Source organism: Bacillus sp. BC08 (assembly GCF_054326875.1).
In genome coordinates, this window is record NZ_JBTGPA010000034.1 from 118,659 (window position 1) to 138,668 (window position 20,010).

19 protein-coding genes are annotated in these 20,010 nt (G+C 35.6%); 10 read left to right on the forward strand and 9 right to left on the reverse strand.

What is annotated here, in order from left to right; all coding sequences use genetic code 11:
* Positions 1-30: 30 nt before the first annotated feature.
* The 3 genes from ACXVYO_RS16740 to licT all read right to left on the reverse strand — a co-directional run bounded on the left by ACXVYO_RS16740 (position 31) and on the right by licT (position 4,453).
* On the reverse strand, positions 31-1,470 hold the full coding sequence (locus ACXVYO_RS16740) for a 6-phospho-beta-glucosidase (RefSeq protein WP_458467896.1): 1,440 nt from the start codon (positions 1,468-1,470) through the stop codon (positions 31-33).
* 95 nt (positions 1,471-1,565) lie between these two features.
* Complete coding sequence (locus ACXVYO_RS16745; protein WP_458467897.1) at positions 1,566-3,458, reverse strand: beta-glucoside-specific PTS transporter subunit IIABC; 1,893 nt, start codon at positions 3,456-3,458, stop codon at positions 1,566-1,568.
* A gap of 146 nt (positions 3,459-3,604) precedes the next feature.
* Entirely contained in the window at positions 3,605-4,453 is an 849-nt protein-coding gene (licT, locus tag ACXVYO_RS16750; RefSeq protein ID WP_270732708.1) for a BglG family transcription antiterminator LicT, read from the reverse strand.
* A 555-nt stretch (positions 4,454-5,008) separates the two neighbouring features.
* Here licT and ACXVYO_RS16755 point away from each other — a divergent pair.
* The gene (locus ACXVYO_RS16755) at positions 5,009-5,275 is read left to right on the forward strand and encodes a YmzC family protein (protein ID WP_458467898.1); all 267 of its coding nucleotides are present in this window, start codon (positions 5,009-5,011) and stop codon (positions 5,273-5,275) included.
* Between the two features lie 296 nt (positions 5,276-5,571).
* On the forward strand, positions 5,572-5,682 hold the full coding sequence (locus ACXVYO_RS16760; protein ID WP_000505686.1) for a YjcZ family sporulation protein: 111 nt from the start codon (positions 5,572-5,574) through the stop codon (positions 5,680-5,682).
* 794 nt (positions 5,683-6,476) lie between these two features.
* Here ACXVYO_RS16760 and ACXVYO_RS16765 read toward each other — a convergent pair.
* The 3 genes from ACXVYO_RS16765 to ACXVYO_RS16775 form a co-directional block, all read right to left on the reverse strand.
* Complete coding sequence (locus tag ACXVYO_RS16765) at positions 6,477-7,304, reverse strand: class I SAM-dependent methyltransferase (RefSeq protein ID WP_163096399.1); 828 nt, start codon at positions 7,302-7,304, stop codon at positions 6,477-6,479.
* A gap of 598 nt (positions 7,305-7,902) precedes the next feature.
* Positions 7,903-8,685, reverse strand: a complete 783-nt coding sequence (locus tag ACXVYO_RS16770) for a hypothetical protein (protein ID WP_429704745.1) — start codon at positions 8,683-8,685, stop codon at positions 7,903-7,905.
* Between the two features lie 437 nt (positions 8,686-9,122).
* Entirely contained in the window at positions 9,123-9,368 is a 246-nt protein-coding gene (locus tag ACXVYO_RS16775; protein WP_141539698.1) for a hypothetical protein, read from the reverse strand.
* A 199-nt stretch (positions 9,369-9,567) separates the two neighbouring features.
* On the opposite strand from ACXVYO_RS16775, the gene ACXVYO_RS16780 reads away from it, so the two are divergent.
* The 5 genes from ACXVYO_RS16780 to ACXVYO_RS16800 all read left to right on the forward strand — a co-directional run bounded on the left by ACXVYO_RS16780 (position 9,568) and on the right by ACXVYO_RS16800 (position 11,682).
* Positions 9,568-9,693, forward strand: coding sequence for a YjcZ family sporulation protein (locus tag ACXVYO_RS16780; protein ID WP_000540385.1), 126 nt, complete (start codon positions 9,568-9,570; stop codon positions 9,691-9,693).
* A gap of 164 nt (positions 9,694-9,857) precedes the next feature.
* Entirely contained in the window at positions 9,858-10,199 is a 342-nt protein-coding gene (locus tag ACXVYO_RS16785) for a PadR family transcriptional regulator (RefSeq protein WP_000683186.1), read from the forward strand.
* Positions 10,192-10,674 carry a hypothetical protein gene (locus ACXVYO_RS16790; protein ID WP_097843714.1) on the forward strand — a complete coding sequence of 161 codons (483 nt, stop codon included), beginning with the start codon at positions 10,192-10,194 and terminating at the stop codon, positions 10,672-10,674. The genes ACXVYO_RS16785 and ACXVYO_RS16790 overlap by 8 nt, the downstream gene beginning before the upstream one ends.
* The gene (locus tag ACXVYO_RS16795; protein WP_458467899.1) at positions 10,671-11,198 is read left to right on the forward strand and encodes a permease; all 528 of its coding nucleotides are present in this window, start codon (positions 10,671-10,673) and stop codon (positions 11,196-11,198) included. The genes ACXVYO_RS16790 and ACXVYO_RS16795 overlap by 4 nt, the downstream gene beginning before the upstream one ends.
* Before the next feature lie 283 nt (positions 11,199-11,481).
* A complete protein-coding gene (locus ACXVYO_RS16800; RefSeq protein ID WP_458467900.1) occupies positions 11,482-11,682 on the forward strand; it encodes a hypothetical protein in 201 nt (66 codons plus the stop codon).
* A gap of 128 nt (positions 11,683-11,810) precedes the next feature.
* Here ACXVYO_RS16800 and ACXVYO_RS16805 read toward each other — a convergent pair whose 3' ends face one another.
* Positions 11,811-13,286 carry an MDR family MFS transporter gene (locus ACXVYO_RS16805; protein WP_458467901.1) on the reverse strand — a complete coding sequence of 492 codons (1,476 nt, stop codon included), beginning with the start codon at positions 13,284-13,286 and terminating at the stop codon, positions 11,811-11,813.
* A 142-nt stretch (positions 13,287-13,428) separates the two neighbouring features.
* Here ACXVYO_RS16805 and ACXVYO_RS16810 point away from each other — a divergent pair, with 142 nt between their 5' ends.
* Positions 13,429-14,004: a TetR/AcrR family transcriptional regulator gene (locus tag ACXVYO_RS16810; RefSeq protein WP_458467902.1), complete on the forward strand. Its 576-nt coding sequence runs from the start codon at positions 13,429-13,431 to the stop codon at positions 14,002-14,004.
* 97 nt (positions 14,005-14,101) lie between these two features.
* Here ACXVYO_RS16810 and ACXVYO_RS16815 read toward each other — a convergent pair whose 3' ends face one another.
* Both ACXVYO_RS16815 and ACXVYO_RS16820 read right to left on the reverse strand, forming a co-directional pair.
* On the reverse strand, positions 14,102-15,532 hold the full coding sequence (locus tag ACXVYO_RS16815; protein WP_458467903.1) for a YfcC family protein: 1,431 nt from the start codon (positions 15,530-15,532) through the stop codon (positions 14,102-14,104).
* A gap of 149 nt (positions 15,533-15,681) precedes the next feature.
* Positions 15,682-16,440 (reverse strand): gamma-glutamyl-gamma-aminobutyrate hydrolase family protein, encoded by a 759-nt coding sequence (locus tag ACXVYO_RS16820; RefSeq protein WP_458467904.1) that lies wholly within the window; start codon positions 16,438-16,440, stop codon positions 15,682-15,684.
* Between the two features lie 327 nt (positions 16,441-16,767).
* Here ACXVYO_RS16820 and ACXVYO_RS16825 point away from each other — a divergent pair, with 327 nt between their 5' ends.
* The gene (locus ACXVYO_RS16825; protein WP_458467905.1) at positions 16,768-18,801 is read left to right on the forward strand and encodes a sigma 54-interacting transcriptional regulator; all 2,034 of its coding nucleotides are present in this window, start codon (positions 16,768-16,770) and stop codon (positions 18,799-18,801) included.
* 321 nt (positions 18,802-19,122) lie between these two features.
* Positions 19,123-20,010, forward strand: coding sequence for a DMT family transporter (locus ACXVYO_RS16830; RefSeq protein WP_458467906.1), 888 nt, complete (start codon positions 19,123-19,125; stop codon positions 20,008-20,010).

The window sequence follows — 20,010 nt, forward strand, 5'->3', positions numbered from 1 at the left end:
GACATCCATTAAGATGTCTCCCTTTCATACTTAAGACTCCAAACTCTTACCATTCGTCTTAATTACTTCTTTATACCAATCAAAGCTTTTCTTCTTCGATCTTTTTAATGAACCTTTTCCTTCGTTATCTTTATCAACGTATATATATCCGTAACGTTTTTTCATTTCTCCAGTCGAAGCACTTACAAGGTCAATTGGGCCCCAGCTTGTATATCCGATAATATCTACTCCATCTTGGATGGCTTCGGACATTTCAATCATATGTTTTTGCAAGTAATTAATACGGTATTCATCATTTACTTCGTCTTCACCATTTAATTGATCGATTGCACCGAGACCATTTTCAACAACAAATAACGGTTTTTGGTAACGATCGTACAGTTGGTTCGCTGTAATACGGAAGCCTTTCGGGTCAATCGTCCATCCCCACTCTGATTTTTCAAGGTATGGATTTTCAACAGAACCGAATACATTCCCGCTCGTTATGCTTTTTAACACTTCTGGATCTGTACTTGTCGCTCGGCTTGAATAGTAGCTAAAGCCAATATAATCAACTGTATGCTCTTTTAAAATTTCCTCATCTTCTTTTTCCATTTCAATTGTTACATTATTATCTTTAAAGAAGCGTTTTGCGTATCCAGGATATGCTCCTCTTGCTTGTACATCAATGAAGAAGAATGATTCACGGTCTTGTTCCATTGCACGAAGAACGTCGTCTGGATTACATGTATATGGATACGTTGCACCCGCAGCAAGCATACAACCGATTTTCGCATCTGGAATGATTTCATGACACGCTTTTACAGCTAACGCACTTGCAACAAGTTGGTGATGCGCTGCTTGATACTGAATTTGTTTTTTATTATCCCCTTCTTTAAACGCTAAACCTGCTCCCATGAAAGGTAAATGTAAAAGCATATTAATTTCATTAAACGTCATCCAATATTTCACTTTATCTTTATATCTATTAAAAATCGTTTTTGCGTACGTCTCGAAGAAGTTTACAAGCTTTCTACTTCTCCAGCTTCCATACTTTTCTACTAAATGAACAGGTACATCGAAGTGAGCCATCGTAACGACTGGTTCAATACCGTGCTTTAACAGTTCATCAAACAAATTATCATAAAACTGTAATCCTGCCTCATTTGGCTTTTCATCTTCACCATTTGGGAAAATACGTGTCCACGCAATCGATACACGTAACGCTTTAAATCCCATTTCTGCAAACAACGCAATATCTTCTTTATAACGATGATAAAAATCAATTGCTTCGTGTGACGGGTAAAACTCTCCTTCTACTGGTGTAAAAGAATGAATATTTCCTTTCATAATATCCCAACGATTTTCACCAGTTGGTAATAGATCAACCGTCGTTAATCCTTTTCCGTCTTCTACATATGCGCCTTCAACTTGATTGGCTGCAGTTGCTCCACCCCATAAAAAACCTTTTGGAAAATTAACTTTAGACATATAGAAAAACTCCTTTATATAAGAATGAACGAGGAAAGCTATTGTAAGTTTTAAAGAATACCTTTCTTCGTTTGAACCTGTATGAAATGTAACTACTATTTAACTCCTAACTTTAGTAAGGAATCTCCTGCTTGAATCTTTTCTATTTCCGTTTTTTTGATACTATATTTATCATAATTTGTAACAACAACTGGTGTTGTCACAATATAACCCGCCTTTTGAATTTCAGCTATATTAAACTCAATAAGTAATTGCCCTTTTTCTACTCTCGCTCCTTGTTCAATACGAGAAGAGAAAAATTCACCATTTAATTTCACAGTATCCATTCCAATATGGATTAAAATTTCAGCACCTGAATCCGCCGTAATTCCTACCGCATGATTCGTCGGGAAAAGCGCAGCAATCGTACCTGAAACTGGTGAAAACAACTTTCCTTCTGAAGGCTCAATCGCAACTCCTTCACCTAGCGCACCTGATGCAAATGCAGCATCGTCAATATTTTGAAGCGGCATAACGACGCCGTGGAAAGGACTAAAGATTACTTCATCATCGTTTGATGCAGCAATTTTATCAATTGTTTCAGCTGTTTCTGTAGATGCTTTCTTTTTCGTAAAACCAAATAAGTAAGTCAGAATAAAACCTACTATTAAAGAAACAATCATTGAAACAATTGCGCCCCAAAATCCAGCTGTAATCCCATCTTTCGGACTAATGAATGTAGGAAGCGTAAATATACCAAGTCCACCTGTCATATACGCTTGTGTACCAAATACGCCAAGTATTGCGCCGCCAATTCCTCCAGCAATACAGCTCATAATAAACGGCTTTTTAAGCGGAAGTGTAATGCCATAAATCGCCGGCTCTGTAACACCGAAAATACCTGAAATAAAAGCTGGAATGCTAAGTGTTTTTAATTTCTTGTCTTTCGTTTTCATCCAAACGCCAAGCACAGCACCAATTTGAGCAAATGAAGCAGCAAATATAAGCGCTAGTATTGGATCCACACCGTTTACTGCTAAATTGTTATAGCCAATCGGAACAACGCCCCAATGAAGGCCAAATATGACGAGTACTTGCCAGAAAGCACCGAGTAAAGCACCCGCAACTAATGGGCTTGCATGATAAACCCAAAGCGTCGCCTGTCCTAAAAACTGCCCTGCCCACGTCGCAATTGGGCCAATAACGAGAAATGTAACTGGTACAACGATTAATAATGTGAAGAATGGTAATAAAAATGTTTTCACAACATCCGGAATCACTTTCTTTAAAGACTGTTCTACTTTCGCTCCAAAATAAGCAGCGAGAATAATTGGAATAACAGATGATGCATAGTTCATTAAAATAACTGGTATGCCTAAAAACGTAATATGAATTGGTGATTCAAACATCGTCCCTGCAAATAACGTATATAATGGCTCACTTGCTTTTAAACCTGATAAAGCTGGATAAATTAAAGCTCCCCCAATTGCCATACCGATGAATGGTGATCCCCCAAATTTCTTACTTGCTGTATATCCTAAGAAGATCGGGAAGAAATAAAATAACGAATCGCCGACTGCATTTAATATTTGATACGTTCCTGACTGTGTACTTAACAAGCCTAACGCTACAAATAATGCATTAAATCCTTTAATCATCCCTGTTGCAGCTAACACTCCTAAAATAGGAGTAAAAATGCTAGAAAGAATATCTATAAGACTACTCTTTTTCTTCTCGCTCATAGTTTCTTCCTCAGCTTCTTGAAACCCTCCAGCAGCAATAACCGCTTTGTATACGTCAGATACATGGTTACCAATTACAACTTGATATTGTCCGCCGCTTTTCATAACAGTCACAACATCTTCCATACTTTTCAGTACTTCTGTATTTGCTTTCCCCTCATCCTTTAACTGAAACCGTAAGCGAGTTATACAATGTACAACGCTATGTATATTTTCTCTCCCGCCAACATTCTTCAGTATGTCTTTTGCTAATTTTTCATACTTCATAGTACCTTTCCCTCCCTACAATCATCCCATTTATTATTTTTATAAAAGAAAAAACCTAAACTAACCGTAACGGCGTGATACATACGAATCACTCCATTACAAGTCAATTTAGGTTTTGCCTGCCAAACAGTAACAATCCCGTTTATTCAATTACATAATTCATTGCGTTTCGTTACACGATGAATGTGCAACGTCAAGTACACCTTTTCATCTTTTGAAAGATGACCATTATGTGCTTTTCGCAAGTATGCTTCAATTTTTTCTGTACAACAATATGCCTCTTCATACTTACTTTTCACTTGCTCGTATAAAAAATCATCATCGGCCGAGTTCAATTCCTTCTGCATTAAACGCTGCGCAAAATATCGTAAATGCGTTACAAACCGGCTATAATTAAATGAACTTTCATCTAAGTTCATCTTATAGTGGTACTTTACAACATTTAAAATATCTTGGACGATTTTCGTCATCGCTACCGTTTGTTGCATCGCCGGCTCTCCTTGCTGCGCATTAACGAAATGTAGTGCAATTGACCCTGCTTCATCTTCAGAAAGTCTAAGCCCAGTCTCTTCTTCAATTATGTTCAAAGCTTGTAGACCAATTTCAAACTCTTTCTGATAGAACCTCTTAATCTCCCAAAGCAAAGTATTTTTAAGATCCATTCCTTCTTTATGCCGAGTTAAGGCAAAACTTAAGTGATCCGTTAATGTAAGATAGATATAATCACTTAAAGTCCCCGGCAAAGCTGTCTTAGCAAATTGAATAATTCTCTCTGTAATCTCTAAATTTTCTACAGGAATTTCAGTTAGCAACCTAGCAAGTTTCTCTGATAATTCTCTTGTTTCTAGCACAAAGGTCTTTTCTACCTTAGATTCATCAATCGTATCGCCTACTTTTTTCTGAAATCCCAAACCTCTGCCCATCAGTACAACTTCTGTCTCAGTATCCTTCATCGTACAAACAACATTGTTATTTAAGATTTTATGGATTCTCATATTGTTCCGCCTTCTTCTTAAAGTTACAAAAGGTAATAAAAAAACCTAAACTGATTCCAAAAGCCACACTACACCCGTAGCCTTTAGATCAATTTAGGTTTTGCCTGCCGAACAGTAACAATCCTTTTACTTATTAACTTACCTTTATTATACACAAAGAGTAAGCGGTTGCAATGATAAATTATTGAATATTTTTTTACAAAGAAAAATACTAACCTTTTATCAACTGTTGCTTACATTCATTACAAGACTAGTTATATATATCATTATATTTTACAATTACTGTAGATAACTTACATCTTTCACCACGTGTATCACCCTGAATAATCAAACATAATCATTAATAAAATTCCATATAGACCCATTAATGGTTAAAATGTTATAATAGAACTACCCTACATAGTTACTCATATTCATACTGAGGAACTAGCGTCTTATTAAGCAATGCGCATAAATTAGATAAAAAAGACACTTTGAAGTGTCTTTTTTATTTATTTTCATAAGAATTATCTATTTTATAAACAAAATCTATTCAACAACAAAGGAGCTCCTCAAATGGAGCATCCTCTAGCAAGAGAACTACGTAACATACGTATATGCCTTATTATCTTAATCCTCGTCATTGCATTTTGGGATCGTGAGAAAACTGTGGACATCACTGACCACGGTAGTGATCCTAGCTTAAACATTAGCAATATGACCCAAGTTGGCGATCATACATTTGCCTATAAAGACGAATCGAATCAAATTAAAATATTTAAGTTTGACCCAGATACAAATGAAATAAAGCTAATAAAAGAATTTTATGCTAGCGAATATTAATTACATAAAGTGAAACTTTAATCAGTGAGGGTTTTCTTCATCCCGCACTGATTATCAGCCCCCACCAATCGGACTTTAATGGGCAGCCCGCCCCCCACCTAAATTCTTTGCTTTCGCTGAATTTTGAGGTGGGGGTCTTACTGCCCATTAAAGCGGGATAAAGGCACCTTAAGGTGTCTTTTTTTATTTTCAAAAGGACCTGCTCACGTTTATGCGTCAAAACATAAAGTAAATGGAATCCGTTAAAAAACACGAGTGACCCTTTGTTTTCCCCTCTTATTAAAGGAGGAACTATTATGGGATTTGGTGGTAGTTGCGGCGGAAGCTGCGGTTTTTCTGGAGGATTTGCATTATTAGTTGTGTTATTCATTTTATTAATCATCGTTGGAGCTTCTTGCTTCTGCTAAACAAACTATCGGAAAAGACACTCTTATATGGGTGTCTTTTCTTTGTAAACTAAAAAGTATGAGAATCCGATCCTTTAGACATAATTACGACTAAAGGCTTTTTTTGTATGTAAATAAATGAAAAAGGAGCTAATTGTATGGAACATAATAAAAATGGAATGCTTGCTTTAATCGTTCTGTTTGTAGGACTAGCATTTTTTGTTTTCGGTATGGTTTATCATTTATGGGGAACGGTTTAAAAATAAATATTAATCCATTTAGAAGAAATCTAGATGCAACATCCATATCTTCATCTCATTAAGCACCGATAATCTTTTTCCTAGTTATATAACCCCTCCTTATGCTTGAGGGGTTTCTGCTTTCACACAATTATAAAAAAAGGCCCCATCACTGGGGCACTCAAAAAATAATATAAGTAAATGAATTAAAACAAATAACAGACAACTAAAATATATATCAAAAACATCACATAATCTATATATATGTAATATTGCATAAAATTATTTATTATTACATGCTATACGAAAAAAGGAATCGAAAATCGTTATTTTCTTCTTAGTTTTAAAGCAATATGGATATATACCTTCTTGTCGCATTTGAATTGTACTAGCAAAAGAAGACATCACAATTGATGTCTTCTTTTCTTATATTTTTATGATTTTTTTGAGTTGATGCTCTCCAATCAAGGAAAGATGTTGGGCGTCTAGAATAAGCTGCCGTTTGTTAAAAAGAAAAAATATTGCTTTTTGAAAAAAGTGATAACATATATTTCTTTCTCTTTTTTCAATTTAACCTTATTTTTCTAACAATAAGGCTATAGTTTGACTTCCTCCGTTGCCAGTTTCACCGGAAACATCATCGTAAATTTCTTTTACAGTAAACCCTACAGCAGTTACCTCTTTGATGAATAATTCTTTTGTGAAGAATTGATACCAAATGTTGTAAGTTTCTATTTTATCATCGGTTACCACTGTTGTTTGTTCTAATGTTACTCTATCAGGATATTTGAGATTTCTACCGATAGCTAAATAGCAATCCTTTGACCAGAAACCACCATTTTCATTCATACTCCAATATTGTTCTTCCTTGAACTGATCAAATTTATTTTGAGAGAAAACATCCAATAACAACTTTCCACCATCCTTCAGACTGTTCCAAATGTTGAAAAGTAATTTACTACGATTTTCAGGCGCAAGTGCACCATAATCACAATATATCAATAGGGCCAAGTCATACATATTTGAATCATTTAATTCCAAATAATTTTCATAGCGATATTCAATATTATAATCTAACTTTTTCACTTGTTCTTTAGCATAACGAATTGAGTTTTCAGAGAAGTCTATCCCTGTTACTGTATAACCTTTTCTAGCTAATCGCTCACTATAAAGGCCTGGTCCACAACCTAAGTCTAGTACTTTTTGATAAGATTTTTTGGGAGCTATTTGTTGGATAAAATCAATAGATTTATCAATAAACTGAAAACTCCTACTAGCTCCTTCAGTATCAGAGCTTAAATGAACTTCTAATAATTTTTTAGCAATATAAGGATCTTGCCAAAAAACATTATCAGTTTGTTCGAATCGTGAAGGTACCTGTAATTGATTTAATAAATTATTCATAAAAACTTCCTCCTAAAAATTTTTAAACACAAAAAAACCGCAGAGTTTTACTCTGCGGTTAAAAAAGAGAACAAGTCCGTAGAGTAAAAAAATCAAATGGGCATACCGAATAAACACATAAAAATGCGTATTTCAGTTTGCTTCAAATTGATTTATTTACTCTTTTCCAGTCATAACAAAGTTCACGAAAATCAAACTTCTGCTATGCCGAACTTCTTCACCTATCCTTTTAGTGTTTGTATAAATATAACAGACCATAAACTATGAGGTCAACTGCTAGTTTAACCCATTATTCAAGGATATGGCCCGATTGTTGAATAGAATGACTTGCATTTTTAAAAAGCTTTTTTCACTTTTTATGAATAGACACCTATTAAATAAAGAATGAGAAATGTATATTCAATTCTATAAAAATAGTGTGCTACTCAAATTGGTCTTGTTTCAAAAACAGATGCTACCAGTTCATCGTCTATACTAAATTATCATCTGTAACATTGAAGAAATTTTATTTACTGGATATGAGAATGAAGAAGAACTTTCCTTACGAAAAGAACTCATATAAATGTTTAAAGAGGATGCACCGATAGATGCATCCTCTTTAATTTATCTTCCGTCCGAAAAATGTAAAAACAAAAATATCTTTTGTCCATTTTCCTTTCCCATACATATAAAATACAAATCCACTAATACTAGTTAGTATAAGAAGCACAACGAAATATATCCAATTTTTATTATTACCATTCTTTAAGCTATCTATAATTTGCTCCTTAGTATTTCCCATATAAACACATTTTCCGTATCTACTAGGTAATTCTTTTATTACCTTTCCCTCTACTAATCCAAGTACAACTACATTTTCTTTATTTTCTACTGCTCTAAATGAATAAAAGCGTTTTTTTCCATCTGCTAACTTTGTAGTATTCGCCTGAATATCATTTATTCTTGTTGAAATGACATTCTGACTATTTAATTCCATAAATGGCGTTTCAAGAGACACATTTTCTTTATTTATTAATTTTAATTCTTTATTTCCAATATGTATTGGTTCATTATAAAAAGCTGTTACTTGGCCGTTACTCCATAACGAGCGATTGGGTGCAGAAGTCTGTGTATAATATGTCGTTTTTTTCTTTTGAATTCGATTCACTACCGCATATCCATCAGCAAGTAGCGTTTCATCCCCTGTTACATGTTCAGAATATACCTCTCCCCTTACAAAGTATATACCGTTTTTAACCTCTTTATCGCTTGAAATCATCTGTACATCACCGAGTTCATTCCAGACTAAAAAACTATTTAAACTCTTATACCCATAAAAAAGAAATACCATTAATAAAATTGTAAACAATGCCCCTATTTTAATTGTTGCCTTTTTATTCACTGGTTGTTATTCCCCCATATGCTACGAATACTTTCATCTTAAAATTATAATTAGAAATATTATTCATGTACATATATTAATCCTTTTTCCCTAAGCTAACTTTGCTACTCCCTATTTAAGTAAACGTCAAATAACGCTGAATCTACACGCTTATTTATATTTTCCTCTTCCATTTCAGCCAATAATAAAGCTGGTGAAGCGTTAAGTTCTGTTTTCCGCACCGGACAACTGAAATATATACACCATAACATCAAATAATCCGTATATATGCAATATTACATAAAAATATTTACTATTACATGCTATACTAAAAAAGGAGTCGACAATCGTTATTTTCTTCTTAGTTTTAAAGCAATATGGATATATACCTTCTTATCGCATTTGGATTGTACAAGCAAAAGAAGACATCTTAATTGATGTCTTCTTTTCTTATATTTTTATGAATTCCTTTGAGCAGATGCTCTCCAAGCACGAAAAGATGTTGGGTGTCCAGAATGAGCTCTTTGCTTTGTAGCAGCAACAGCTGGTTTTTCTTCAATAGTCTTGGGTTTCTCTTCCACAATCGCTGATTTTTCTTCAAGAGTAGTCACAGCGGTTTGTATTTTTTCCAACTGCTCTTTTAAAGCTTGCTGCTCAATTTTTAAATCCGTAAGTAATCGTAAAATCATTTCAGAATTAGCCATGCAGATCCTCCTTCCCCCAATACACAGAATAAAATACAATATGTAAACGCCCCAGTACCGGTGACAAAAATAAGGTCGTCAATTCTTATAAAATCTAAGCATCTTTTATTTTTCAAAAGGACCTGCTCAAGTTCATCCGTAAAGACATAAAGTACATTAAATCCATTAATTAATGGTCTTTAGGGAAGGAGGAGTTAATATGGGCTATGGCGGTACTTGTGGCGGTGGCTGCGGTTTCGGCGGCGGATTCGCTTTACTAGTTGTACTCTTTATTTTATTAATCATCGTTGGAGCTAGCTGTTGGGGCGGCGGATTCGGCTGCTAATAGGAGGCACTCTTGAGAGTGTCTTTTTTTGTGTTTTTTTGATGTACAACCCTTCGTATTCGCACATTTTAAAATTGACATAGTACTTCATGCACCATATACTGTTAACAACAGTATACTGTCATTAACAGTATAAATCCTAATTCATTCAAGGAGGAAAATCCATGAAACATACAGGAAGACATACAGGTGCGTTTCTTTTGTTATTTTTGGCAGAAGGTGATAACTATGGCGGGCAATTATTGCAAAAGTGCGAGGAAGAACTTCCAGTTAATCCAATTGATAGTGCCATTTTATATCGTACGCTAAAGAAATTAGAAAACGAAGGTGCAATTGAATCTTATGTAAGTACAGATCATCAAGACAAACCGAGAAAGATGTACAAAATTACGCCTGCTGGAAAGGAACAATTAGCAGATTTCCAAATGGATATTGAAGAAAAAATGAAGAACTTATCCTTTTTCATAGACAAATATAAGGACTTAAAGGATTCCGACCATGATTAATGGCGTGATTCTTTATACTTTAGCCATTATTCTTACGGGGATTTCTTTTATGAAGGACCGCAATAAAACGAAAAGAGCTCTAATGAAGTCGTGGAAAATGTTTCGCAATCTTCTACCTGCCATGCTTTCCATCATGCTTTTCGTTGGCTTATCGCTTTCTATCTTAACACCGTCTTTCATCTCTTCTATTATTGGAGAGCAATCTGGATTTCTCGGCATTGTTTATTCAGCGATACTCGGCTCCGTTGCACTTATTCCAAGCTTCGTCGTATTTCCACTTGGCAATACGTTAGTCCAACACGGCGCAGGCCTTCCTCAAGTTGCGGCACTTATGTCTACACTCATGTCAGTAGGGCTTACAACATTACCGATGGAACAAAAGATATTCGGGCGAAGCTTTGCTTACGCACGTAATGCGTCTGCATTACTCATGTCTCTCCTATTCTCCTATATTATTTGGGTGGTGATGGTATGAAAGAACTAAAAAGATATCGCTTCTTTTTCATCTTACTACTGGGGCTCTTTGTATTAACTTTTATAAATCAATCTTTAGGATGGAGCGCATTACAATTAACAGGGAATAGCATTTTAGATATGCTGTTTCTCCTTCCCCCTGTCCTCATATTTGTAGGATTACTTGATCAATGGGTGAAGAAAGAAACGCTCATGAAATATATGGGGGGAAATTCCGGTATATACGGAATCTTATTCTCTCTCTTATTAGGCGGCATTGCAGCTGGTCCGCTCTACGTTGCCTTCCCAATTGCAGCACTACTCTTACAAAAAGGCGCAAGTATTCGGTACATCGTATTTTTCTTAGGTGTTTGGACAACTGCGAAATTGCCAATTCTCGTGTATGCATTTTCTTCATTTGGAGCTACTTTTACACTCATTCATATTGGTTTCGGTTTAATATTCTTTTATGTTATGGGGCTTATTTTTGAGAGGTTTTATGATCAGGGGCAGTTGCTTCGATATGATGTTACGGAGGAGATGTAAGATTAACAAACATTGGATAACAGACGCAGAAGTTCGAACTGTTATTGGAGAAATAGATAAACCAGCATTAACAACATGTTACCCTTTCCACTACATCGGTGACCCCCAGATCGATATTACTACTACTTAAAAGGAGCTGTCCCACGAGTCATCTTTTGACTATGTGACAACTCCTTTTTATTTTAAAAACATTACCACAACCTTAATTCGATACAGTATACTAACTATATAATACAGAAAATTCCATTTGTTTACTTTTCAATATTTTTTGGAGGGGATTATCTTGAGTAAAAACATGAATCTACTTCTTCAAATAGTAATTGGAATTATCATTATGATCGCACCTATTCTCATTACAGGGACTATGTATGATGTCACTAAAACGATGGGTGACTTATTAGTTGCAGAACTTATTATAAGAACACTTTCCCTCATTATCGGCCTTTTAGTCATTAGTAAAGCTTTACATCGTTATTCCCAATAGTTATTCATCCTCAAAAAGGAAAGACATTGCACATACCATTCTTCTGTATTAAAATATCCAAAACAAGTGTTACGAAAGAAATATAAAAAGACACCTTTCCTAGAAAAGATGTCTTTTTTATTTGAACCTTAATTCTCGTTCTGTAAAACCCTCGCTGCCGTTACTCCCTCTTTCTCTTCTTTTAAAAACAACGATACGATAAATGCAACCACGATAAAGACTAACCCTAGTGTAAATGCACCTTGGAATCCTGATGTTAAACCGTTTAACTTCTCTACTGGGTCCATTGGATTTGCGGAGCTTTCCATATAGCTAGCTGTTCCTGAAGACATTTTCGAAATAAAGATAGCTGTACCAATTGCGCCAGCTACTTGTTGTAACGTACTAAATAGTGCTGTTCCGTGCGGATATAAATCTGGTGTTAATTGATTTAAACCGTATGTTTGTGCTGTCATGACAAACATGAGTCCAACCATTAATACGCTATGCATAACGATAATTTGTACCATTGATGTATCAGGAGTAATACCCTTAAATAAGAACATTGCAATCCCCACTAATACAATACCGGGAACGATAATAACTTTCGGACTAAATTTATCAAATAGTTTACCTGCGATTGGCCCCATTATAGCGCTAATAACACTTCCCGGAAGCATGATGATTCCTGATTTAAAGGCTGTAACGAGTAAAACTGTTTGCAGGAACATCGGTAATAAAGTCATCGTTGAAAATAACGACATCATTACAATGACAATTAATCCAACTGATAATGTAAACATCGGAACTTTAAATGCGCGTAATTCTAAAATTGGATTCTCAATTTTCAATTGTCGAACGACGAAAATACATAATGAGATAAGCCCAACAAGTAAAGTGCCATACACTTTCGCATCAGACCATCCTAAATCACCCGATGCACTAAAGCTATACACAAGCCCGCCAAATCCTAATGTCGATAAAAGGATAGATGGATAATCTACTTTTGGCCTTGTTAACTCTGAAACATTTTGAATGTACTTCATTCCAATCAAAATGGAAATGATCACGATCGGAATAACAATATAGAATAACCAGCGCCAATTCAGTGAATCAACGATTACTCCAGATAATGTAGGGCCAATTGCTGGAGCTGCCATCATCACAAGTGCGATTAATCCCATTGTGGCACCACGTTTTTCAGGCGGACAAATGATTAAAATCGTATTCATTAATAACGGTGTAATTAATCCCGTCGCTACAGCTTGGACGATACGGCCGACTAATAAAATGGAAAATGTCGGTGCGAATCCTGCAATTAATGTACCGACTAAAAATGTTACCATAGCGATCAAAAACATTTGTCTCGTTGTGAGCCATTGCTGAAGTAACGCTGTAATCGGGACTAAAACCCCAACTACCAACATGTAAGCTGTAGAAAGCCATTGAATCGTTGAAGCTGTTACGCCAAATTCTTTCATTAATACGGTTAACGCATTACCAAGTAACGTTTCGTTTAACAATGCAACCATTGCCCCTAAAAGTAATGCAATTAAAATGGGGGTATGTTTCATATTAGAAGTATCAACTTTGCCACTTGTAGGGCTCTTAGTTGTCATATTCATTTGCAGATTCTCCTCCTGTTTCTTACTTAAAAAACTTTAAATACATCGGAACACATGTAATATAATATACATATGTAGATTAAAAAGGGAGAATCAATTTTCAGTCACTGTATATTTAATCTACAAAAAAGGAGAATTGTAGATGAACGATAGTGAAAAACAACTTGATTTACGTATTAGACGGACACATAAATTATTGTGGGATTCCTTATTTGAATTAATGACGCAATCAAAACAGAAATATAGTACCATCACAATTAATCAAATATGTGACCGCGCGATGGTACACCGAACAACCTTTTATAAACACTTCGAAGATAAAGATGCTTTATTAGCCTTTGGATTTAAACGCTACAGCAAGATGATTGCGGGAATACCGGTTTCAGATCGATTAAGTAAACCATTTCAAGTAATGGAACAATTTCTACATCATGAAGAAATCGGTAAAATATTAGAGACGCAAATGTCTGATGAACAATTTATTAGCCGGACACAGTATTTAAGTCACGAAACGAGAAAACAAGAAATAGAAGCGTTAAATCAACTTTGCAAAAATCATACGATGCCAAATGATTTAATCATTGAATTTTATTCAGGAGCAATCACCTCATTAAGCGCATGGTGGTTTAAAAATGAAAGAAGCGTTTCTGCTGCTGAAATGGATAAGTATCTCCACCAACTTATTAACCGGGATATTTTTCAGTTTGAAGAGGAATAACTTCCCCCATCAAAAAAAACGCCTATATGAAATAGGCGTTTTTTTGTACATACTACATACCGAGTCTCTTCAATTTTATATTTATGTATAGTCTTTATTAAGACGGACCATAACCAATAAGATGAGCAATTATAACTGCTATTAAACCGATTGAGTATTCAATTAGAATTAAAGGAAGAATCCACCTTGCCCACCTTGTCCATGAAATTCCTGCAATTGCTAATCCAGCCATTAGCGTACCACCTGTCGGAAAAATAATATTTCCAATACCATCCGCGAATGAAAAGGATAATACTGCTGTTTGGCGTGTAATGTCCAATAAATCTGCAAGTGGCGCCATGATAGGCATTGTCAACATCGCATGACCACTACCTGATGCTAAAATAAAATGAATCGCTACTTGGAAATTGTACATTCCGACAACACTTAAAAAAGGAGACACATGTTTCATTTCTTCCGATACTTGATAAAGTAGTGGGTCTATAATATGCCCTTGATTCAATACAACTAAAATAGCGCGTGATACGCCAATAATTAATGCGCCGCCGATTAAAGATGCCGATCCTTGTGTAAAAGATTCTACAGTATCATCAAGAGATATCCTGCCAAGGATTGCAATGATTATAGTTAAAATAATAAATAAGGCTGCAATTTCTTTTATATACCACTCGTACTTAATAACACCAAATACAAGAATAATATAGTTGATTAAAAAGGCCGTTAATATCCATTTATGTCTTTTTGTTAACTCTACTTTCGCTGTTAGTAAGCTGTCTTGCTTATTTGTATCGAATTTTCCGTAAATTCCACTTGCAGGATCCCTCTTTACTTTCATAGCATGACGATAGACGAATGTAACCGCAATTACATATATGACTACGAATAAAACGAGGCGGAATCCCATCCCCGAATACATAGGAAGACCCGCTATCCCTTGCGCAAGCCCAACTGTAAACGGATTCATAATTGCCGTTGTAAATCCGACGGACGCTCCTACTAGTACCATCGCAGTTCCTGTTATCGTATCAAATCCAACCGCAAGAGCTAGCGGGATGAATAGAGGTACATACACTAAAGCTTCCTCCGCCATTCCCATTAATGACCCGCCAAGTGCAAAGAACAGCATGATAATAGGAATCATTAACTTTTCACGGTTAGCGAGTTTTTTTGCCATCGTTGAAACAAGAGCCTCAACTGTACCGGATGCCTTTAATACACCAAAAAATCCTCCGATAATAAGAATAAAAAAGATAATATTAGCAGCTTCTACCATCCCTGTAGGAATAGATTTTACCGTATCAAAAAATCCAAGTGGCGTTGATTCAATCCATTTAAATGAATTTGGATCTACTGTTGTATACTCATTTTTTTTAATCTGTTCATATTTTCCGGCCGGCAATATATGTGTAATCACAGCCGCAATAACTAACAAGACAAGTAACATTGCAAATACGTTTATTTTCCATTCTTTTTTTTCCTTTTTTTCTTCTGGCTCGAATGAAACCGCCTTTTCTGATACTTGACTCATATACCAATCCCCTTTGCAATAAAGTGAAACTTTAATCAGTGGGGATGTTCTTCCCCCAATGATTATTACTTTTACGGGCAGCCGGCAGTCTGGTTTCCCCACAACTATGACATACCATGCTATCCATCAATTCTTTTACTTATAACACGCTAGGATTTAACTACCTTTTTACTAATTTCATTTACAAATTGGTTAAATAAACGTTGCTGTAGAGCATCCTTTTCCGACATCATTTCTGGATGCCATTGAACCGCTGCTACATAACGATGAGCCTTCGATTCAATAGCCTCTATTACACCATCAAAGGACCATGCGCTCGCCTCAAAATCTTCCCCTAATGTTTTCACTGCTTGATGGTGAAAAGAATTAACCATTAAAGATTTTTGGCCAATAGCCTCATAAATTTTTCCCTCTTCCAAAAGATCTACGGAATGAGAGCCTTGCCATTTACGGAACTGTTCTCGAACATGGAAATATTCTGGCCCCATCTCGTGCTCTAAGTCTTGATAAAGAGATCCACCAGCTGCAACATTTAACACCTGTAATCCTCGGCAAATTCCTAGAATAGGAATATCTTTTTCTAAAGCTTGCTTTGCCAGATTTAATTCAAAATTATCTCGTTCTTCCTCTACAGTACCTATATACGATTTTGGAGTATCACCGTAATAAACCGGATTGATGTCCGCGCCACCAGCCAATAACAATCCATCTAATTGATTAAGTGTGGACTCAATTTGATCAACTTCCTCAATTGGAAGTAGAACAACCGTTGCACCTGCTCGTTGAAGTGAACGGATGTAGTCGTAAGAAAAGATAGCCATATCCTGACCTGGTAGCCCTCGTAAGCCCTCCTTTCCTATTTCACTATGATCAATATAATACCCAGTAACACCAATTAGTGGTTTCATTTTCTCTCACCTCATAATTTAAATGGTTTCGTTGTCTTTCTCTGTTGAAATTGTATACTCTTAACCTCCCTTTTCTAGCAAGTGGTAAAGAATTAAATATGTAAATTATGACTCTACTCATTTCACTATTTCTTTACACACCATTGATATAAGCAAATATCGTGCCAACATTGAAATTAAAGTGATTATTTACATATTTTTAAATATTTTGTCGTTTTATCAGTGTTTACTATGTTGAAATGTATTATAATTGGTTATTAATTGGTTACATAACGACCAATTAATAACCAACTTTAGACCAATTACATTCAACTAAAGAGGTGCTCTATGAACAAATTTGAAACCAACCACATTGTATTGATCACCGTTTTAAAAGAAACACGAAAAGCCCTACATCAACAACTAACGGAGATGGTAGGTGATCTCATAGATATCGAAAGTTTTTCTGTAGAAGAAAGTATTCCAAAAGTATTTCATTCTACATTAATTGTGTTACCGAATACATTTACGATAGAAACGGTGAAAGACTTTATTGGGGAAAACTGCGAAGTAATAATAGCAAAACGAACATTAAATTACGAAAACGTGGATCAACTTTTATTTTTACCAGAAGGAACACAAGCACTATATGTGAATGATAATCATGAAACAGTATACGAATCAATTGAAACGATGCGTCAATTGGGGCTGAACCACATTGAATATTTCCCATACTATCCTGGAAAAACGAATATACAAATGATCAAGCTTGCAATCACACCTGGCGAACTTGAAATTATCCCTGACTTTGTAGAAAAAGTAATTAATATTGGCCATAGATTAATAGATATTACGACAATCATGTCCATCCTAGATCGATTTCATTTAATGGAGGAATCAGGTAACCACGTTTCTGAGAGATACTATCGAAAAATAGTAGATTTAACAAAGAATTTAGCTAAAGCTCATCGACAACTTCATCAAGTTATTGATGGTGTTGGTGATGGCATACTAGCTATTGATTATGAAGGAAGAATTGTTGTCTTTAATGAATTTCTGGAAAGCATGCTGAAAATAAAAAGTAAAAACGCTATTGGTCATCCGATTGATGCCATTATTGATAATATTGATTTAGTAAACTTCATCCTTTCAAATAAGCAACAAGAAAGCGGGATATTTGTTGTAAACGGCTTGGATGTAATAGTGGAACGTCTACATATAAATGATCAATCGATTATTGTTACTTTTAGAAATGCCCTTAAGACCATCGGATTTGAACGTAAATTGAGAAAAGAATTTGTCAAAAAAGGTTATGTAGCAAAATACAATTTTCATAATATCGTTGGGATTAGCTCTCCGATCCAAGACACGAAACAAATTGCAAAAAGATTAGCTAAGACGGATCTAACTGTATTAATTGAGGGTGAAAGTGGTACCGGAAAAGAGTTGTTTGCAAGTGCTATTCATAACGCTTCCCAGCGAAATAGCGGTCCTTTCCTTGCTGTTAACTTCAGTGCTTTATCGGATGATTTAGTCGAGAGTGAATTATTTGGTTATGAAGACGGAGCTTTTACCGGCGCCAAAAAGGGAGGGAAAATGGGACTATTTGAACAAGCAAATGGCGGCACTATTTTTTTAGATGAGATTGGAGATATTAGCCTGAAACTTCAAGCACGACTACTTCGGGTATTGCAGGAAAAAGAAATCATGCGTGTTGGCGGAAGCCAAATTATCCCGATAGACGTTCGGATTATTGCAGCGACCAATAAAGATCTACTAAAAATGATTCAAGAAAATGTGTTTAGAGAAGATTTATACCATAGGCTTAAAGTACTCTTTATACACCTTCCCGAATTAAGAGCTCGTCGAAATGACATTGAATTATTGGCTAAACATTTTGTTGCACTATCGGACCCTAAAGTCAAAATTGAACAAGAATTAATTGAAGAACTGCAAGGATATCCATGGTACGGAAATGTAAGAGAACTTAAAAATACGATAGATTATATGCTTGCTGTCCGTACCGGAAACCAAATAACAAAAAATGATTTACCTAATCAACATTATTTTCAAAAGCCTCCACCTAGGAAAACAGATAGTGACCAGGGCGAGAGTATAACACCCTTTTCTTCAAGTTCAAACGCTCTTGATCAAGAATCTCTTTTCATCCTTACCCTCATTATGAATTATGAAGAAAAAGGAAAGGCAATCGGAAGAAGAATTATTTCTGAAAAGAGCCAAGAAGTCGAAATGAATTTATCTGAGGCACAGGTTAGACACCGATTGAACTTCCTTAAAATGAAAGGGTATGTGCAAATAAAAAGAGGCAGAGCAGGGATCAATTTAACAAGACAAGGTTTGGAGATTCTACGTAGTCTTTAGTCAAAGTTCGGATTTTCAGATACAAAGAGGCTGTTTTATAAGCAGCCTTTTTTTTGATGGAATAAAACGTCGATAAATTTAAGTTACAAATATTCAGAATTAATATTAAAATGAAGAATGGGGATAGGGGTATGGGATTATAAAGTGAAACTTTAATCAGTGGGGGTTTTCTTCATCCCCCACTGATTATTAGTTGAACCAATCGGGCATTTACGGGCAGTTGATCCCCCACCTAACATCTTTGCTTTCGCTGAATCTTGAGGTGGGAGTCTTACTGCCCGTTAATGCGGGGTAAAATTTATACATAACGAGGGAATAGAAATGAAACTACAATTAAAAGCGGATTTAGGGCTACTACTAGTTACATTCTTCTGGGGTGCATCCATCTTACTTACGAAGGTTGGACTCGAAGGCATAGAAGAATACAACTTAATCGCATTACGATTTATTATCGCCTTTCTTTTATCAGGTTTAATATTTTACAAACATTTATTCAAAATCGATTTTAAAACGGTAAAATATGCATTTACACTCGCTTCTGTCTTATTTATCGTTTACATTTTCGCAACTTTCGGCACAAAGTACACAAGTGTTTCTAATGCTGGTTTCTTACTATGTCTCACAGTCATTTTCATTCCGATATTATCAGCTATATTTTTAAAACACATTCCAGAAAAGAAAGTGATAGTAGGAATCTTTTTAACGATAATAGGAATCGGCCTATTAACATTAACGAGCGAATTCAAGATCGGTAACGGCGATATATTCTGCATACTGTCTGCCTTATTTTATGCCATTCACGTCATCATCACTGGCAGCGTAACGAAACATGTGAACTCCATTGCACTTGGAGTCATACAACTCGGTTTCGTCGGCCTATTTAGTCTTATTTTTTCATTCATTATAGAAACGCCAAAACTGCCTAGCACAACCAACTCATGGCTAATCATCCTAGCCTTAAGCATATTCTGCACAGCAGTTGCATTCATCGTGCAAGTAATCGCCCAGCAATACACGACGCCTACACATACCGGACTTATCTTCTCATTAGAACCTGTCTTTTCCGCAGGCTTCGCTTTCGTTTTCACCGGTGAAACACTTACTGGGAAAGGATACTTAGGCGCGACACTTATATTAGTGAGTGTGTTGATTGCTGAGGTGGATTTTAAGGGATTGTTGCGGCCTAATTATAAAAAAAATATGGAATAG

What these genes read in the sequence shown, in the direction of transcription:
- ACXVYO_RS16765 (WP_163096399.1), bottom strand. Translation starts at nt 7,304, where the DNA reads ATGAATAATTTATTAAATCAATTACAGGTACCTTCACGATTCGAACAA.
- ACXVYO_RS16815 (WP_458467903.1), bottom strand. Translation starts at nt 15,532, where the DNA reads ATGAGTCAAGTATCAGAAAAGGCGGTTTCATTCGAGCCAGAAGAAAAA.
- ACXVYO_RS16810 (WP_458467902.1), top strand. Translation starts at nt 13,429, where the DNA reads ATGAACGATAGTGAAAAACAACTTGATTTACGTATTAGACGGACACAT.
- licT (WP_270732708.1), bottom strand. Translation starts at nt 4,453, where the DNA reads ATGAGAATCCATAAAATCTTAAATAACAATGTTGTTTGTACGATGAAG.
- ACXVYO_RS16780 (WP_000540385.1), top strand. Translation starts at nt 9,568, where the DNA reads ATGGGCTATGGCGGTACTTGTGGCGGTGGCTGCGGTTTCGGCGGCGGA.
- ACXVYO_RS16775 (WP_141539698.1), bottom strand. Translation starts at nt 9,368, where the DNA reads ATGGCTAATTCTGAAATGATTTTACGATTACTTACGGATTTAAAAATT.
- ACXVYO_RS16760 (WP_000505686.1), top strand. Translation starts at nt 5,572, where the DNA reads ATGGGATTTGGTGGTAGTTGCGGCGGAAGCTGCGGTTTTTCTGGAGGA.
- ACXVYO_RS16805 (WP_458467901.1), bottom strand. Translation starts at nt 13,286, where the DNA reads ATGAATATGACAACTAAGAGCCCTACAAGTGGCAAAGTTGATACTTCT.
- ACXVYO_RS16745 (WP_458467897.1), bottom strand. Translation starts at nt 3,458, where the DNA reads ATGAAGTATGAAAAATTAGCAAAAGACATACTGAAGAATGTTGGCGGG.
- ACXVYO_RS16740 (WP_458467896.1), bottom strand. Translation starts at nt 1,470, where the DNA reads ATGTCTAAAGTTAATTTTCCAAAAGGTTTTTTATGGGGTGGAGCAACT.
- ACXVYO_RS16790 (WP_097843714.1), top strand. Translation starts at nt 10,192, where the DNA reads ATGATTAATGGCGTGATTCTTTATACTTTAGCCATTATTCTTACGGGG.
- ACXVYO_RS16825 (WP_458467905.1), top strand. Translation starts at nt 16,768, where the DNA reads ATGAACAAATTTGAAACCAACCACATTGTATTGATCACCGTTTTAAAA.
- ACXVYO_RS16830 (WP_458467906.1), top strand. Translation starts at nt 19,123, where the DNA reads ATGAAACTACAATTAAAAGCGGATTTAGGGCTACTACTAGTTACATTC.
- ACXVYO_RS16755 (WP_458467898.1), top strand. Translation starts at nt 5,009, where the DNA reads ATGGAGCATCCTCTAGCAAGAGAACTACGTAACATACGTATATGCCTT.
- ACXVYO_RS16820 (WP_458467904.1), bottom strand. Translation starts at nt 16,440, where the DNA reads ATGAAACCACTAATTGGTGTTACTGGGTATTATATTGATCATAGTGAA.
- ACXVYO_RS16795 (WP_458467899.1), top strand. Translation starts at nt 10,671, where the DNA reads ATGAAAGAACTAAAAAGATATCGCTTCTTTTTCATCTTACTACTGGGG.
- ACXVYO_RS16785 (WP_000683186.1), top strand. Translation starts at nt 9,858, where the DNA reads ATGAAACATACAGGAAGACATACAGGTGCGTTTCTTTTGTTATTTTTG.